This window comes from Bacteriovorax sp. HI3 (assembly GCF_059738875.1).
The window spans coordinates 3,841,665-3,858,964 of record NZ_AP026946.1 but is presented as its reverse complement, the minus strand read 5'-3'; the positions used below and the strand labels follow the sequence as shown (position 1 = coordinate 3,858,964).

18 protein-coding genes are annotated in these 17,300 nt (G+C 39.9%); all 18 read left to right on the top strand.

Going from position 1 to position 17,300, the window contains the following annotated elements:
* Positions 1–191 precede the first annotated feature (191 nt).
* The 18 genes from rpmH to AC6JA8_RS19140 all read left to right on the top strand — a co-directional run bounded on the left by rpmH (position 192) and on the right by AC6JA8_RS19140 (position 17,300).
* Positions 192–344, top strand: a complete 153-nt coding sequence (rpmH, locus tag AC6JA8_RS19225; RefSeq protein ID WP_102245429.1) for a 50S ribosomal protein L34 — start codon at positions 192–194, stop codon at positions 342–344.
* A gap of 6 nt (positions 345–350) precedes the next feature.
* Positions 351–728, top strand: coding sequence for a ribonuclease P protein component (gene rnpA / locus AC6JA8_RS19220; RefSeq protein ID WP_102245428.1), 378 nt, complete (start codon positions 351–353; stop codon positions 726–728).
* Entirely contained in the window at positions 728–943 is a 216-nt protein-coding gene (gene yidD / locus AC6JA8_RS19215) for a membrane protein insertion efficiency factor YidD (protein ID WP_497975211.1), read from the top strand. The genes rnpA and yidD overlap by 1 nt, the downstream gene beginning before the upstream one ends.
* 30 nt (positions 944–973) lie before the next feature.
* A complete protein-coding gene (gene yidC / locus AC6JA8_RS19210) occupies positions 974–2,455 on the top strand; it encodes a membrane protein insertase YidC (protein WP_497975210.1) in 1,482 nt (493 codons plus the stop codon).
* 23 nt (positions 2,456–2,478) lie between these two features.
* Positions 2,479–4,104, top strand: a complete 1,626-nt coding sequence (locus tag AC6JA8_RS19205; RefSeq protein WP_497975209.1) for a tRNA modification GTPase — start codon at positions 2,479–2,481, stop codon at positions 4,102–4,104.
* Between the two features lie 115 nt (positions 4,105–4,219).
* Positions 4,220–6,073 (top strand): tRNA uridine-5-carboxymethylaminomethyl(34) synthesis enzyme MnmG, encoded by a 1,854-nt coding sequence (mnmG, locus tag AC6JA8_RS19200; protein ID WP_497975208.1) that lies wholly within the window; start codon positions 4,220–4,222, stop codon positions 6,071–6,073.
* A gap of 8 nt (positions 6,074–6,081) precedes the next feature.
* Positions 6,082–6,720 (top strand): 16S rRNA (guanine(527)-N(7))-methyltransferase RsmG, encoded by a 639-nt coding sequence (locus AC6JA8_RS19195; protein WP_497975207.1) that lies wholly within the window; start codon positions 6,082–6,084, stop codon positions 6,718–6,720.
* Positions 6,721–6,772: 52 nt separating this feature from the next.
* Positions 6,773–7,663, top strand: coding sequence for a ParA family protein (locus AC6JA8_RS19190; protein WP_497975206.1), 891 nt, complete (start codon positions 6,773–6,775; stop codon positions 7,661–7,663).
* 11 nt (positions 7,664–7,674) lie between these two features.
* The gene (locus tag AC6JA8_RS19185; RefSeq protein ID WP_497975205.1) at positions 7,675–8,613 is read left to right on the top strand and encodes a ParB/RepB/Spo0J family partition protein; all 939 of its coding nucleotides are present in this window, start codon (positions 7,675–7,677) and stop codon (positions 8,611–8,613) included.
* 65 nt (positions 8,614–8,678) lie between these two features.
* Positions 8,679–9,029: a bactofilin family protein gene (locus AC6JA8_RS19180; RefSeq protein WP_102245420.1), complete on the top strand. Its 351-nt coding sequence runs from the start codon at positions 8,679–8,681 to the stop codon at positions 9,027–9,029.
* A gap of 134 nt (positions 9,030–9,163) precedes the next feature.
* Positions 9,164–9,607 (top strand): F0F1 ATP synthase subunit B family protein, encoded by a 444-nt coding sequence (locus AC6JA8_RS19175; protein WP_497975204.1) that lies wholly within the window; start codon positions 9,164–9,166, stop codon positions 9,605–9,607.
* Between the two features lie 8 nt (positions 9,608–9,615).
* Positions 9,616–10,164, top strand: coding sequence for a F0F1 ATP synthase subunit B (locus tag AC6JA8_RS19170; RefSeq protein ID WP_497975203.1), 549 nt, complete (start codon positions 9,616–9,618; stop codon positions 10,162–10,164).
* A gap of 11 nt (positions 10,165–10,175) precedes the next feature.
* Positions 10,176–10,715 carry a F0F1 ATP synthase subunit delta gene (locus tag AC6JA8_RS19165; RefSeq protein ID WP_497975202.1) on the top strand — a complete coding sequence of 180 codons (540 nt, stop codon included), beginning with the start codon at positions 10,176–10,178 and terminating at the stop codon, positions 10,713–10,715.
* A 31-nt stretch (positions 10,716–10,746) separates the two neighbouring features.
* Positions 10,747–12,255 carry a F0F1 ATP synthase subunit alpha gene (atpA, locus tag AC6JA8_RS19160; protein ID WP_497975201.1) on the top strand — a complete coding sequence of 503 codons (1,509 nt, stop codon included), beginning with the start codon at positions 10,747–10,749 and terminating at the stop codon, positions 12,253–12,255.
* 26 nt (positions 12,256–12,281) lie between these two features.
* Complete coding sequence (gene atpG, locus AC6JA8_RS19155; RefSeq protein ID WP_102245415.1) at positions 12,282–13,151, top strand: ATP synthase F1 subunit gamma; 870 nt, start codon at positions 12,282–12,284, stop codon at positions 13,149–13,151.
* A gap of 10 nt (positions 13,152–13,161) precedes the next feature.
* A complete protein-coding gene (gene atpD / locus AC6JA8_RS19150) occupies positions 13,162–14,580 on the top strand; it encodes a F0F1 ATP synthase subunit beta (protein WP_497975200.1) in 1,419 nt (472 codons plus the stop codon).
* A gap of 18 nt (positions 14,581–14,598) precedes the next feature.
* Positions 14,599–15,024 (top strand): ATP synthase F1 subunit epsilon, encoded by a 426-nt coding sequence (atpC, locus tag AC6JA8_RS19145; RefSeq protein ID WP_497975199.1) that lies wholly within the window; start codon positions 14,599–14,601, stop codon positions 15,022–15,024.
* Positions 15,025–15,149: 125 nt separating this feature from the next.
* A complete protein-coding gene (locus tag AC6JA8_RS19140; RefSeq protein ID WP_497975198.1) occupies positions 15,150–17,300 on the top strand; it encodes a hypothetical protein in 2,151 nt (716 codons plus the stop codon).

Sequence of the window (17,300 nt, the reverse complement as noted above, 5' to 3'; positions counted from 1 at the left end):
TATTAACTCCGAAATACCGTGTGTGTGAAATGCGAGTCGATTTTGTAGCATGGCCCCAAAGTTGTCAGCAATAAAACATAATTTTACATTTTCTTACACGTGACGCGCGTTGTTTATTATTGACCTTTTGATAAAGAACATATATTCCTATCTCTCCATTTATTTATCAAGCATAGAAGAAGGATAGCTGTATGAGCAAAAGAACTTGGCAACCAAAGAAGTTAAAAAGATTAAGAGTACACGGGTTTCTTAAAAGAATGGCAAGCCCAGGTGGAAGAAGCGTACTAAATGCTCGTAGAGCAAAAGGTAGAGCTCGCCTAACGGTATCTTCAAGCACTAAGTAATATCTTGTGGCCGATAATAAGTTCGAAAAAAAATTTCGACTGCTATCGGCCAGTGATTTCGAAGAATTAAAGGTCGGCTCTTCTTCTTATAAAAAAGCCTCACTTATCATTTACTACAAAAAGAATTCTTTCAATTTATCAAGAATCGGTCTCTCTATTCCTAAAAAAATCGGCAAGTCTCACGATCGCAATCGCTTGAAGCGTTTGATTCGAGAATTTTATCGAACATCTCCTTATAAATTTTTAGGTTATGACATTTTATTTGTTGTTTCCTGGTCGAGAAATCTTCTTCCTGAATCTACCGAGACAAAAGAAGAAGTTTTACACAAGAATTTGCGCGAATTTTTTAGCTTTTTAGAAGATGAAAAACTAAGGAGCAACTGATGAAGTCTATTGCTATTGGTTTGATTCGTTTTTACCGCTATTTTATTTCACCACTACTTGGCCCTAAATGTCGCTTCTATCCAAGCTGTTCGGAATATTCAAAAGAATGTTTCGAGAAGTTTCCAATAGAGCGTGCAGTATGGTATTCAGTACGTCGAATTAGTAGATGTCATCCCTTCTGTGATGGCGGGCATGATCCCGTACCAGAGAAGTAGTACGTCTATCATTATTTTGGAGTTAATTTCATGTTCAACCAAGACCAAAAACGTGCGTTTATCGCTGTCCTTCTTTCGGGGATCGTCCTCTTTGGATGGCAGTATTATTTCGCTCAAAAAGCACCTGCTCCTGCAGCAGTAACGACTCAACCAGTAGCAACGACAACTGATTTAAAAGAGCAACCGAAGACAGAAAATCCGGCAACTCTATCAGCTGGAACAGCAGCGGCTACAACACCAGCTGCACCAATTACAATTCAACCATTCACTCTTAAGCGCGACCAATATGAGTTCACACTTACGAATGATTTAACAGTGACTGATATGAAAAACCCTAATTCGGTTTTTGATTTCAAATCACTTACAGATTCTCCAGCTCCTCTGAAACTTCAAGTGGTAACAGACTACGGAGCAACAGATCTTCTTTTTCAAATGGAACAGCAAGGTCCTAATAAAATCGTAGGAACAAACCAAAATTTTGGTGTAACTTTTGAAGCTTTCATTAAGGAAAACGGACGTGTTCACGTAAAACTTTCTTCACCGAAAGAGTTCAAATACCGCCTAATTTTCGATGCTCGTCCAATGAAATCTGACAGCGGACAAATCCGTCACTTTTCAGTGCTAACAAAAGATGTAAAAACAATTGAAGTTTCAAAAGATAAAGAAAACGACGGAAACGTAAACTGGTTAGGAACTGACTATAACTTCCACCTTTTTGCTTTCGTTTTCCCAAAAGAAACTCCAGCTCGTTATAAGACAACTGAGCAAGGGCAGATGTTAGTTGAAATCCCAAATGCTTCTAAAGAATTCTCAGGAGACCTGGTTTTCACTAAGAAGAACTATGATGAGCTAATCGCTCTAGGGGATAACCTTAAATTAGCAGTAGATTTTGGATTCTTCGCGATCCTTGCAGTGCCAATGTTAAGAGCACTTCAGTTCATTTACAAATTTATCCCGAACTACGGTCTAGCGATCATTCTTGTAACGATCCTTATCCGTCTAATCACTTTCCCTCTTCAGTACAAGTCGTTTAAGTCGATGAAAAAGATGCAAACGATCCAACCTGAACTGGCAAAGATCAAAGAAAAGTTCAAAGATGAACCGCAAAAAATGCAAAAAGAGACAATGGACCTGTTTAAGAAAGCCGGAGCTAACCCACTATCAGGGTGTCTTCCATTACTTCTTCAAATGCCGTTTTTCTTTGCTATTTACCGCGTTCTTTATAGTGCTGTAGAGCTTGTAGGCGCTCCATTCTACGGATGGATTCACGATCTAAGTTTACATGACCCATTCTACGTTCTTCCGCTTTTAATGGCCGGAGCAATGTTCGCACAACAAAAGATGACGCCAACAACGACTATGGACCCTACACAAGCTAAGATCATGCTTTTCATGCCTGTAATCTTCGCTTTCATTATGAAAGGGCTTCCAGCAGGTCTTGTGCTATACATTTTCGTATCGACGACTGTAGGTATTTTCCAACAGATGATCGTTTACAAGATGGCCGATTAGGTTTTCATAGTATATGAAGCCTTATGAATTTTTTTACCGATGATCAACCTATAATTGCTTGCAGTACTGGAACTAGTTCCAATACTGCAATTGCAGTTATCAGACTTACTGGTTTCAAAAAACTCCTCGATCTTCAAAAATTTTTCTCATTCTCCCTCGAAAAAGTTAAACCGCGCATGTCTCACCTGACGAACATCGAATTGGATGGAAAAGTCTACGACAATGGGCTTATGGTTTTTTTTCCAGAAGGGGGGAGTTACAACGGGGAAAACGTCCTGGAGTTATCGGTCCACGGAAACCAGCTCAATATTCAAAGAATTCTTGATCTTTTCATCAAAAATGGAGATTTCCGCGCGGCCCATCCGGGAGAATTCACTTACCGTGCTTTAAAAAATAGAAAATTGAGCCTCTCTCAAGTAGAAGGTTTGGATATGCTCCTGAATGCGAACTCAAGCCTGATGCTTTCGCAAGGTTTAGATATTCTGCAAGGTGATTTGCACGCCCAATACCTGGCCCTTTATGATGCCTTTTTAAAATTGAAGGCCGCAGTGGAAATTTCAATAGATTTCTCTGAGGATGTCGGGGCAGAGGAAACTCAAAAGTTATTTCAGGATTCATTCAGTAAATTCTTTAAATTGATTTCTGCACTGAAGACCCGTACAGAGGGAAATGTTTCTTCTCTTTTGGCTCCGGAAATTGTCTTAGTAGGGCAGACCAATGCTGGGAAAAGCTCCCTTTTTAATATTCTTCTAAAACACGACCGTTCTATTGTCTCAAATATCGCTGGGACCACTCGCGATTACGTTTCTGAAGTGATTCATATCGATGGGACCAATTTTAAGCTGGTAGATACGGCCGGAATTCGCGAATCGAGTGACGTGATCGAGAACATCGGAATTGATAGGGCCATGGGTATTTTGGCCCGCGCTTTTTACAAAATTTTGATCGTAAATCCTTACGAAACTAATCCTGAATATTTGAAGAAATTTACAGATGTTGATTTCGATTTTTTAATCGTTTCTCACTCTGATAGAAGTGATTTTTTCGAGAGAGTGAAGGGGATAGATTTCTCTCTTATTAAGACAAAAAATATTGCAAAAGCTACATTTGAAAATAGAGACTTTGGTTCTATAGAACCACTTACTATTTCTGGTCCTATGGGACCACTTTTGGCAAAAAACGGTCCTATAGAACCAGGCCCGATAGGGCCGCATCCCAACTTCGCACAGAGTGGTCCTATAGAACCAGTTTCGAAAAACGATGGTCCTATAGAACCAGTTTCGAAAAAGAATGGTCCTATAGAACCAGTTTCAAAAAATAATGGTCCTATAGAACCAGGCCTGACAGGGCCGCATCCCAACTTCGTAAAGAGTGGTCCTATAGAACCACTTTTGAAGGCCCACATTCATCAAAAATTTGAAAAAATGACGGCTAACAACCCGATATTACTTGAGAGACACCGTACGGTAATCAATAAAATTTATAGTAAATCTGTGGATTTTTCAAATAATATCAATGGGTTAGATGACGTCGCAATTCTCTCCTCAGAGGTTAATATCCTGGGGCATTCGCTTACGGAGCTCATTGGAATTGTCTCTCCGGATGATGTACTTAATTCAATCTTTGCGAATTTTTGTATTGGGAAGTAGGCGGAAAAAATACACGGTATTTTTATTTTCTTAATTTTAAGAGTTCCGCCTACACATTCCGCATCATTTGTATTAATAAAAAACACTAAAAAAAGTTCTACGTGGAACATTCAATATGAATAAGTCTTTCGATATTTTGATCATTGGTGGCGGTCACGCAGGTAGTGAAGCCGCATGGATTTCATCGCAGTTCGGACTAAAGGTCGGACTGATTTCTGGTCCCGGAGCAAGTCTTGCTTCGACTCCTTGTAACCCAGCCGTCGGTGGAGTGGGTAAGGGGCAAGTGGTTCGAGAGATCGATGCCCTTGGCGGAATGATGGGAATTGTCGCCGACAAAGCCGGCATTCAATATAGGACCTTGAACGAGTCGAAAGGCTTTGCCGTTCAATCGACAAGAGTCCAGGTTGATAAAGAGCTTTATACAAAATACGCCGAAGAGCTTCTTTCTTCGAGAGAAAATATTACGATCATTCGCCAGATGGTAAAGACCGTAACAAATGACGGCAGATTTATCATTACAACGGAAGAAGGAGAGACTTTTTCTTCTGCAAAAGTCGTTGTGACGACTGGCACTTTCCTCAATGGAAAACTCCATACGGGTGAAGAGCAAACTGCGGGTGGAAGAGTAGAGTGTAAGCAGTCGGTGGGATTAAATGACCTTTTCGCCGAGATCAAGACACTTCCAAATAGATTTAAAACGGGAACTCCACCAAGAATCGATAGAAAGACGATCGATTATTCTAAGCTGGAGCCACAAGAGAGTGATTCGGGGACAAGAAACTTTCACTCGATGAGTGAGCCATTCAATAGAAACTCTCAGCAGATTTCAATGTATCTAACGAGAACTAATTCGGAAACTTTGAGCATTATTCGTGCAAACAAAGAGAGATCTCCCATTTTTAACGGGCAAATTAAGGGAATTGGGCCTAGATATTGTCCTTCCATTGAAGATAAGGCCTTCCGTTACACTGAAAAAGACGTTCACCATGTCTTTGTTGAGCCAGAGGGATTGAATTTAGAGACAATTTATCCTAACGGAGTCTCAACTTCGCTACCAAAAGATGTCCAGGAAAGCTTTATTAGAACTATTTCTGGCCTAGAAGAAGCTAAAATTCTCGTTCACGGCTACGCCGTTGAGTACGATGTTGTCGATACGTCTGAACTTTCTCGCTTAATGGAGTACAAGTCTATTCCTGGATTGTACTTTGCTGGACAAGTTTGTGGGACTTCTGGGTATGAAGAGGCGGCAGGGCAGGGAATTATTGCTGGAATTAATGCTTCTTTGGCATTTTTAGGAAAAGAGCCGCTCATTTTAGATAGAAATGACTCTTATATTGGGGTCATGATCGAAGATCTAGTCACAAATAAAAGAGATGAACCATATAGACTCTTTACTGCGAGATCGGAAAACCGTCTTTACGTGAGAGAGGATAATACAATTCAAAGAATGAATAAATACAGAAAGGCGCTTGGCCTAGCTGGAAATTTAGATTTTTTCCAAGAAAGCATCCTTGATGAGGTGGAAATTCTAGAAAAACTTATCGATTCAACGATGTTTTATGCGACTTCGGAAGAAGACAAGGCTCACTTTGCAGAAAAAGGCTATGGATCTCTCGAATCAAACATCAGCTTTAAAGAACTTCTTCGTCGTCCGAACTTGAACCCGGTTTTCGTACTAGGGGATGAATCATTAAGAATGGGCGCTTCTTTTCACCCGGATGTTGTTCGTACTGTGGCAATCGCCGCGAAGTATGAAGGCTATATTGATAGAGCAGTAATCGAAAGTGAGAAGATTAACCGCATGAGCAAGAAGAAGATCAACTGGGAAGTCCTGGCTGACTCTAAAAATATTTCTTTTGAATGCAAACTCAGAATCAAACAAATTAGGCCGGAAACTTTCGGTCAATTGCAAAGAATTGAAGGAATCAGACCCGCTACCTTAGCATACGTGGCCGGAAACCTGGTTTAGGATAAAAAATGAAAGAATTCGCTAAAAAGTACCTCGATCTTTTAACGGGTGAGTTTGCCGGGATCAATTTAACAAGAATCGACTCGCCGGAAGAGTTTTACCAAAAACAGATTATCGACTCAGTCCTTCCAGAGACAGAGAGCAAGGTTTTTAAAAACTGCCTGGAAAAAACAAAAGTCCTGGTTGATGTCGGATTTGGGGGAGGGTTTCCCATCCTGCCTCTGGCCTTCACTAATCCAGATAAAAAATTCTTAGGATTTGATGCCCGCGCAAAAAAAGCACAGGTCGTTCAAAAAATTGCTGACACCCTTGGACTAAAGAACGCCCAGCTAAAACATCAACGCCTAGAGACTGTTGACTTTGATGTCGACACCATGATCACCTTCAAGGCCGTGGGAAAAGTGGCGGACTATCTTCCACTGATCCGCACAAGCAAAACGGTTTACGTATTTTTCTATAAGGGTCCAAACTTTTACGAGCTAGAAGATATCGAAGATCTTCTGGAAAAAGATTGGGAGATGATTGAAGAAAAATCATACGATGTGCCAGGAACAGAAGGACGCATCCTGTTAGGATTTAAGAATAGAAAAGTTCTACGTGGAACAATGACGACTGAAAAAATTATTAAACTTTCATCGTTACTTTAAGTGAAAAAAAAGATATAAATATCGTCTAAATAGTCAAAAAGGGGATCCATAAATGGCTAAAATTATTGCGATGATGAACCAAAAAGGTGGCGTAGGTAAGACAACTTCATCAGTTAATCTTGCGGCGTGTCTAGCAGTAGCTGAGAAAAGAACTCTACTAATCGACCTCGATCCACAAGGAAACGGAAGTCTTAGTATTGGTCTAGCAAAAGAAACATTTGCTGGAAAAAATATTTATCACGCTCTTATCGGACAAATTGATCTTAAAGAAGCAATTTACCACAGTGAACTTCCATATTTTGATATCTGTCCTTCTGATAACAACCTTTCAGGAGCAGAAATCGAATTAGTGAGCTTGTTTGCTCGCGAATCAAAATTAAAAACTGCATTTCAATCAGTAGATAAAGATTACGATTACATCATTATCGACTGTCCTCCTTCTCTAGGACTTTTAACAGTGAACGCACTAAACGCAGCTCACTCTTATATTGTTCCAATGCAAACTGAATATTTAGCAATGGAAGGTCTGGCACAGTTATTAAATACTGTTCGCTTAATTAGAACATCTCTAAATCCAAACCTGGAATTAGATGGAATTCTTCTTACTATGTTTGACTCGAGATCAGGTCTACATAAGCAAGTAGCAACAGAAATTAAAACTCACTTCGGTGATACAGTTTTCAAAACAATCATTCCAAGAAACGTAAAACTTGCTGAGTGTCCTTCATTCGGAAAACCAGTCATTCTTTACGATATTGAATCAAAGGGCAGTGAAGCCTACCTAGCATTGGCCAAGGAAATTATTCTTAAGGAGCGCACGAAGGGAACTTCAGCTCCAGTAAAAGAAAGTGGGTCAGAAAAACCAGCGGAAGATTTAATCATGAGTTCGATTCCGGACCTTGAAAAAATCAACTTCGATGAACCACCAGCTTTTGAACAATAAGGAATAATACAATGGCAAAAAAAATTGCATTAGGTAAAGGAATCGCTTCACTTCTTCAGGACGCAGCACCTGCTCCAGTAGTGAATAACACTTACAACGCACACTTTGGAAATGAAAATGCTCCAGCTGTGCCGGTGGAAAAAGAAATCGAAATCAGAGTAGAGAACACTCCTCTGTTAGTTGATATCGGAGCTATTAAAACTAACCCGAATCAGCCGAGAAAAATCTTCAAAGAAAAAGATCTGGAAGAGCTTGCAGAATCGATTAAAGAAAACGGAATCATTCAGCCGCTAATCGTTGCTGAATTAGAAAACGGTGAATATGAACTTGTGGCCGGAGAAAGAAGACTTCGCGCTTCGAAAAAAATTGGATTAGAACAAGTTCCAGTTGTAGTGAAGAGAGCTACTGACCGCGAGAAGATGATCATGTCGATCATTGAAAACGTTCAGCGTTCTGACCTTAACTGTGTTGAAGAAGCTCTTGCTTACTATCAACTGATGAACGAATACAAACTTACTCAAGAAGACGTAGCAAAAAAGTTGGGTAAAGAAAGATCAACAGTAGCGAACTTCCTTCGCGTACTAAATCTTCCAAGACCAGTTATTGATCTTCTTCAGAAAGAAGTTTTATCGTTTGGGCACGCTAAAATCCTGGCCTCTGTTAAAGAGCGCGAGGATGCCATTAGACTCGCTAACGAAGCTGTCGCTAAGTCATGGTCAGTCCGTGAATTAGAACAGGCCCTAAAGGCCAAAAAACCGCTTAAAGAGAAAGACTCTAGAAAAAATCCATTTTTCGATGAAAAACTTGAGCAATTTAGAAAGTCTCTTGAGCAAAAAACAGGATTCCATTACTCGCTTACGAGTGGGAAAAATGGATCGGGGACTATTTCGCTTAAATTCTCTAATGAGGCAGAATTTAACGATATTTATGAGTTCCTACTTTCAAAGTAGAATTGAATTACATGAACTAATGAAGTGGTCCTATGGGACCACTTTTTATTTGAGGAAGCATCGTTATGGAAAGACGTCGCGGAGAAGTTTCAGCAATTATCGAAGAAGGGTGTAAGTTTGAAGGAAATCTCTCTTTCAACGGCACGGCCAGAATTGCGGGGATCGTCAACGGTTCAGTTTTTTCTAACGACACAGTCGTCATTTCTGAAGGCGCTGTCATTAACGCAGATATTAACGCAAACATTATCATCATCGCCGGTTCCGTAAAAGGGAACATTAAAGCGAGCTCACGTGTTGAAATTCTTAAGCCTGCCCGTTTTGAAGGCATTATCACTACACCAAGTCTTATTGTGGAAGAGGGCGTTATTTTCCACGGAACGACTAAAATGCGCGATAAAAAAAACACTCAGACCTAGTGCGCGATAAAAGCGTATAACCTTTAAATTACCTTGACGAAAACCCGCTAAAACATTATCAATTAGTGGAAAAAATTATCAGTTCAATTCAATAAATATTTTATTGCTAAAAAGAAAACGGGGTTTTCATAACCATGAACACGATTGTCACTATTTTAAACTCACTTAAGATCGATGCTACTTTCCTTGTCCAATTTGCTTTATTCGTCGTTTTCTTCAACATCATTGCACCACTTCTGTTCAAGAAGCTTCAAGAGGTTTTAGATCTTCGCGAGAGCAAGACAACAAAGTTAGAATCACACGCTCACCACATCTACAAACAAGCAGAAGGCCTAGCTGAGCAATACAAAGGTTCAGTAGAAAAAACTCACCAAGATTCACAAGCAATCGCTTCAAAGAAAAAAGCTGAAATTCTTGCAAAAGAAAAAGAAATTCTTAACGGCGCTGAAGAGAAGATGAGCTCAGACTATGATGCTAAGAGATCAACTCTTCTAAAAGAAATTGCTGAGAAAAGAACTGCAGTTATGGCAGAAGCTGAAAAACTATCTAACAATCTCGTAGAAAAATTAACTAAGTAAGGAATTAAATGAAAGTTAAAGCTATTTATTCATTTATGTTCATCATCATGAGCAGCGTGGCTATGGCCGCTAGTGAAGGTGCTCATCACGAACCATCAATTAAAGACCTAATGTACCCAGCTATTAACTTCATCGTACTTGTTGGTTTCCTTGTGTGGAAATTAAAAGGGCCGATGAAAGATATGTTCGATAAAAAAGCAGCTGACATCCAAAGCCTAATGACGTCTGCAGCTCAAAAGAACAAAGACGCAGAAGAGAAACTAAAAACTCTTCAAGGTAAAATGGCCAACCTTCCAAGCGAACTTTCAAAAATTCAAAAAGACTATGAGAGTGATGTTGCTAATTTCATCACAACTCAATCGGAAGAAACTCAATCAGTGATTGCTCGTGCGAAAAGAGATTATGAAAATAAAATCGAAGGCGAGAAAAACGAACTTGTTGAAAAACTTAACGAAGATTTACTTAACAGCGTAATTGCTAAAACTCAGCAAACAATCAATGGATCTGGCGACATGAAAAAGAACGCTACATCTAAGATTGTTTCAGCATTAAGATAGGTAGCTAGCCAATGAAAGAACAAATCATCGCAAAAGCTTATGCTCAATCAATCGTTGAACTTGGCGAAGAGCTAAAGTTAGACCTGGTTGGTGAACTTACAAAGCTTACAGAAGCAATTAACAAGAGTAACGATCTTGAAACACTTCTTTTCCTTGAAGTGTTTACAGCAGAAGAAAAACTAGGTGTATTAAATGAAGTAATGAAGAGACTTGGTCTATCTCAGATCACAGTAAACTTCATGCAATTCCTTGTTCAAGAGCAAAGAATTGGTTTAATGCCAATGATCTTCAAAGATGCAATCGTTATCGACGATCATAAGAAAGGATTCCTAAGAGGAACAATCGAAGGATCTGAAGATTCAATTCCAGCTGAAGTTAAAGAGAAGCTAAAAGCTTATCTACAGCAAAAACTTGGAAGAGAAGCAATCCTTGAATATAAAAAATCAGGGAACGTAACAGCGGGATACAGAGTAACTGTAGAAGATCTTCAGTTAGATGCATCTCTAGAAAACCAACTAGAACAATTTAAAGACAGTGTTTTAAATTCATAATAGCCCAATAAAAAGGACTAAGAGGTAGAAAATGGCAATGAATCCAGAAGAGATTACAAGTATTATCAAAGAAAGAATCTCAAACTTTCAAACTAGACTTCAAGTAGATGAAGTAGGAACTGTACTAACTGTTGGGGACGGGATCGCGAGAGCATTCGGTCTTAAAAACGTAATGAACGGTGAGCTTGTTGAGTTCGAATCGGGCACAACAGGAATGGTTCTTAACTTAGAAACTAATAACGTAGGTATCGCCATTCTTGGGGAAGACACTCAGATTAAAGAAGGGTCTTCTGTAAAGAGAACTGAAAGAATCGTAGAGGTAAAGGTTGGGGACGCTCTTCTAGGAAGAGTTGTAAACGCAATCGGAGAGCCAATCGACGGTTTAGGTGAAATCAAGACAAAAGAAACTCGCGTAGTTGAACTTAAGGCTCCTGGGATCATCGCTCGTAAATCAGTTCACGAACCACTTCAAACTGGTCTTAAAGCTATCGATTCTATGATTCCAATCGGACGTGGTCAGCGCGAGCTTATCATTGGTGACCGTAAGACTGGTAAAACAGCAATCGCTATCGATACAATCATCAACCAAAAAGGTAAAAACGTAGTTTGTGTTTACGTAGCAATTGGACAAAAACAATCTACAGTAAGACAAGTACAACAAAAGCTAAAAGATGCTGGTGCTCTTGAGTACACAATCATCGTTTCAGCTACTGCTTCTTCTTCTGCTCCAATGCAGTTCCTTGCTCCATACACTGGTTGTACAATGGGTGAGTACTACAGAGACAGCGGCCGTCACGCAGTTATCATTTATGACGATTTAACAAAACAAGCACAAGCTTACCGTCAAATGTCACTTCTTCTTCGTCGTCCACCAGGACGTGAAGCGTTCCCAGGGGACGTATTCTTCCTTCACTCAAGACTTCTTGAGCGTGGATGTAAACTTAACGACGAACTAGGAGCTGGTTCATTAACAGCACTTCCAGTTATTGAAACTCAGGAAGGTGACGTTTCTGCATACATTCCTACAAACGTAATTTCGATTACTGATGGTCAGATCTTCCTAGAGTCGGATCTTTTCAACTCTGGTATCCGTCCAGCTGTAAACGTTGGTCTTTCAGTTTCACGCGTAGGTGGATCTGCTCAAATTAAAGCTATGAAAAAAGTAGCTGGTACACTTCGTCTGGACCTTGCTCAGTACCGTGAACTTGCAGCTTTCGCTGCTTTCGGATCTGACCTTGATGAAGCGACTAAGAGACAGCTAAACAGAGGTGAGAGACTAGTTGAACTTCTAAAACAAGATCAATACGCTCCAGCTGACGTTATCGACCAAGCAGTTGCAATTCTTGTAGCTACAAAAGGTCTATTCGACGTTGTTCCAACTCCAAAAGTTAGAGTTGCTGAAAAAGACGTTCTAGAGTTCCTACACTCAAGACATGGCGATACGATGAAAGAAATTTCTGCTGCAAAAGAAATCAAAGCTGATCAAGAAGCAAAAATTCTTGAAGCGGTTAAAGGCTTCCTAGCAACTAAGAAATACTAAAAAACTAATTTTAGGAATTATTAACAATGGCGAATATTAAAGAGCTTAAAAAGAAGATTAAGGGTACCAAAAGTACTTCTAAAATCACGCAAGCGATGAAGCTCGTTTCGGCCGCAAAATTAGCGAAAGCTCAAAACAACATTTTGAACTCTCGTCCATACGCTCGCGAACTTGAAGAAACAATTAAAACGGTTTCTGCTCTTGTTCAAAGCTATGACAATGAGTTTTTAAATGAAAAGAAAGACAACAATAAGGCCATCCTTCTTGTTATCTCTTCTGATAAAGGTCTTTGCGGTTCGTACAACTCACAACTTGCTAAGAAAGTTAGAAGATTTCTTGATGAAACAAATCAAGATGTAAAAATTTACTTCATTGGGAAAAAGGTTAGAGATCTTCTGGCAGCGACATACAACAAGGGAAAGACTTATACATTCAACAAGTCTGAACCTACTTTCATTGAAATGGAACAAGTTGGTGTTGAGCTTTCAGAGATGTTTAAATCGGCTGAAGTGGGCCACGTTTACGTAGCTTACAACGTTTTCCAATCAGCTATCGCATTTGATCCAACGGTAAAACAACTTTTACCAATGACATTAGATGTGGCTGAGAAAGAACAGTTAAAAGAGAAGTTTCCATTCGATTTCAAGTACGATCCAAATCCTACAGAAATCCTGGACACTCTTATTCCTCAAACGTATATCAGCACGCTATACACTGCTCTTTTAGATGCAGTAGCAGCTGAGCACGGATCGAGAATGAGCGCAATGGACTCGGCTTCTTCGAACTGTAAAAAAGCAATTAAAACGTTATCAATTAAGATGAATAAACTGAGACAAGCAGCGATTACGACAGAGTTATCTGAAGTAGTGTCTGGTGCTGAGTCTCTGAAAGGTTAAGGGGTCACCAATGTCTGAAAATTACGGTGTTGTAAAGCAAGTAATGGGACCGGTACTAGACGTTGAATTTTCTAACGGGAAAATTCCAGCGATCTACAACGCTCTCAAGTTAACAAACAAGACGATCTCGAAAGATGAATGGAACCTAACTGTTGAAGTATCTCAACACTTAGGGGACAACATGGTTCGTTGTATCGCGATGGATTCTACAGAGGGTCTATCAAGAGGACTAAAAGTTCTTGATACAGGAAAAGCGATTCAAGCTCCTGTTGGAAGAGAGTGTTTAGGAAGAATTATTAACGTAATCGGGGAGCCAGTTGATGAAGCAGGTCCGATCGGCGCTAAGAAAACTTACGACATTCACAGACCAGCTCCTGGATTCGATAAGCAATCTACAAAACTAGAGCAGTTCTATACAGGGATCAAAGTTATTGACCTTCTAGCTCCATACGTTCGCGGTGGAAAGATCGGTCTTTTCGGTGGTGCCGGTGTAGGTAAGACGGTTCTTATTCAAGAGTTAATTAACAACATCGCTACTCAACACGGTGGATACTCAGTATTCGCAGGTGTAGGTGAGCGTACTCGTGAGGGGAACGACCTTTTCCACGAAATGACAGAGTCTGGTGTAATTGCAAAAACTGCACTGGTATTCGGTCAAATGAATGAGCCACCTGGAGCTCGTGCACGTGTTGCTTTAACTGGTCTTTCAATGGCGGAATATTTCCGTGATGAAGAAAACCAAGACGTACTTTTCTTCGTTGATAACATCTTCCGCTTTACTCAAGCTGGATCTGAAGTATCAGCGCTACTAGGACGTATTCCATCTGCCGTAGGTTACCAACCAACACTTGGTACAGAGATGGGAGCTATGCAAGAGCGTATTACATCGACTGTTAATGGTTCGATTACATCTATCCAGGCCGTTTACGTTCCTGCGGATGACTATACCGATCCAGCTCCAGCTACGACGTTTGCCCACTTGGATGCAACAACAGAACTTTCAAGACAGATTGCTGAGCTTGGAATTTACCCAGCGGTAGATCCACTTTCATCTTCTTCTTCGATCTTAACTCCAGCTATCGTTGGGGAAGAGCACTATAACGTTGCTCGCGGTGTTCAGAAGATTCTTCAAAAGTATAAAGAACTTCAAGACATCATCGCGATCCTTGGTATGGATGAACTTTCTGAAGAAGATAAGCTAATCGTTGGACGTGCTAGAAAGGTACAAAAATTCCTTTCTCAGCCATTCTTCGTAGCTGAGCAGTTCACGGGTCTGAAAGGTAAGTTCGTTGAAATCAACGATACGATTAAAGCTTTCAAAGCTATCCTTAACGGTGAAGTAGATGATCTACCAGAACAAGCATTCTACCTAGTTGGTGGTCTTGATATGGTTTACGAAAAAGCTGCTCAAATTAAGGCTGGAAAATAATTTTAAGTAGGAAGGAACATGAAATACTACACAGTTGATATTCTTACGCCTTCTAAAATTATTGCGAAAAGCATTCCCGCAGAATCGTTGCTAATCCCAACGGTTCGCGGGCAGATCAACGTTCTTGAAAACCACACGCACATCGTGACGAAACTATCGACTGGTGTGCTTACTGTTTTTGGTGGACCTGATTACGCTGATAGAAACTTCCTTGTTTCTAACGGTGTTTGTAAAATTTTAGAAAACAAGATTACCGTTCTTGCAAATACTGCAGAAGAAAGCACGGACGTTAATGTTGAGAGAGCGAAACTTTCTCTTCAAAACGCGGAAGAGAAACTTAAAAATACGGAAGGTCTATCTCTTGAAGAGGTTGACGAGTACGTACAGAAGGCTGAGAGAGCGAGACTTCGTATCCAGCTTGCTGAATTTACCAGACCACGCTAATCCATTATTTGAGTACTCATGAGCTTTTTGGCCTGTGAGTACTCAATATTTTACTGAAATCACTAGGCAAAACGCGCACTTTTCTTGCAACCCCTCTGAATCAATTTAAAATTTAACAAATAACTATGACGAAAAAATCAGTTTTTGTTAAATCGTGCACGGCCCTTATTGCGACTACTTTTGTAGTCGGTGCTTACACGTATTCACAAGAGCGTTTTGAGCCTAAAAAAGTCGATTTCACGGCTTTTAAAAATGCCGCCAATAACATTGCCTACCTTTCAGAAAAAACAGAATTAAAGGCCGCTGCACCGGTTGCAGATGTGACTGGCAATATCGTTCAAACAATCGAAAAAGAAGTGAAGGGAAAAATCCTTCGTTCTCGTTACGCTCTAAAAGCAGAAAAAGTTAAATATCAAATGATCGCGAAGAACTGGAATGATATCAAACCAGAATTTGCGGCCGTCGATATGAGGTTGGATGAAGTTCTTTTAAAGAGCATCACATCGACAGATTCTGTGGGTGATTTTGAAATCAATAATAAAGAGCTGATCAAGCTTTATGGCTTTTCATCAGAGTCTCTAAGATATGAAACTTTTGCGGGCTCAGAATTAGCAAGCTATGAAGCCTCAGAAATCGTAAATGACGAAGTCAAAACGGCCCAGGCTTCAACCGCAACACAAGTTTTAGATGAAGTTATTAAAGATGAAGTCAGCGATGCTGTGAGTACTCAAAATGCTGAACCAATGATGGCCGAAGCAGAAACACCAGCAACTGGAAACGATGAGCTGGTGATGTTTGACTACTCAGAAAAAGAGGCAGCTCCAGCAGAAGTCGCAAAAGTTCCTGAATATAAAGAAGGATTTAAAAAGACTTTTGATGCTCCGATTTCTAACTCGGTAAAAGAGGCCATTGAAAGAGCAGTTCACAAGAGTCCAGCGGTTGCTTTCAATGTGAATACTCAAAAGAAAAAAACTTTTGAAACAACCACAAATACAGACGAGCTTGAAAAAGCAATGAACAACGAAGACAATCTGGTCTTTGATTACTCAAAGCAAGCACAAGCAGCACTTTCAAAACCAGTGACTACTAACGATGAAGGCTCACAAGCTTCAGCGTTCACGGCAAGCAATAATGACGTGACTACTCAAGCAGAGTTCATCATTAAGGCCCGCGAGATCAACCTGAATACTCAAAAATCACGTCAAGCCTTTGGATACGAATTTGTTCCAGACTATGACAGAAGTGAAAGAGCTGATGACCAGGCAACTGGAGAAATCAAACTTGGATACTCACTTTCTGGAGATGTGAATACTCAGACCGGTGTAGTTCAGTCACACGGACTGATTCCAACAAGAGTTGAAATTAATCTTCTTAATAAAGGTATGAATATTCCACTTATGAATGAAGCGGGTATTCAAGCTTTCCTACAAAAGAAAAAGGCAGACGTCGTTGGAAATCTCCTAATGGTTGCGGTTGACCCAAGTATTTCTGATGTAGAAATTGATTCTGATTATCAATACAAGTTGTTCTTTTCGCAAAACTTCAAGATGCTTGAATCTAAAGAACAAGCTTCTTATGTACTTTTCCTGGGCGTAAAAACAGGAAATATTCTTCTGAGATATTTACTTGATAATAAAGAAACAGCTCAGAAAATCGTTTATGTGGGCGATGGTGAGATGTTCTTTGAAGACGTTGATTTCGTAAATACAAAAAGAGAGCTTTATACATTTACGACAAGAAGTCTTCTTGGAAGAAAAGTAAAAGAGCTAAACATTAATGGATCAGATGTTTCTTTCTACGGAACAAAAACGACGGCTAAGAAAAAGGCCTTGAACGCTTACGAAATCAAAGTCCCTGAGCTTGTGAATAACTCGAGAAAATATTTAGAGTTTAAACACCTTGGCAACAGCCTTTTTGTGGGAACTGAAAGTGCCACAGAAATTGAAATTCCAGGGAAAGACTTTATTGGAAAAGTTTTAGAGGCTAACGACCTAAGTGAACTTGGCGAGCGCTGTCTGGTTCAAGTAAACCTTACAAAAGACCTTCGCGATATTAAAGCTAACGGTAAAAATAAAAGCGGTGAAATGTTTGTGGAAACAAGCTTTCTGGATCGCGATGGAAACTTCTCAAGAGATAACTCTGAATTATCTGAAAAAGTGTTTATTTCAGGTGATATGGAGGGGATCTTCAACGTTCGTCTGGATTACACAGATGGTTCTAGCGACTTCTTAAAGACTTTCTGTTCAGAAGGTTCGTACTTAATCGAACAACTTTAA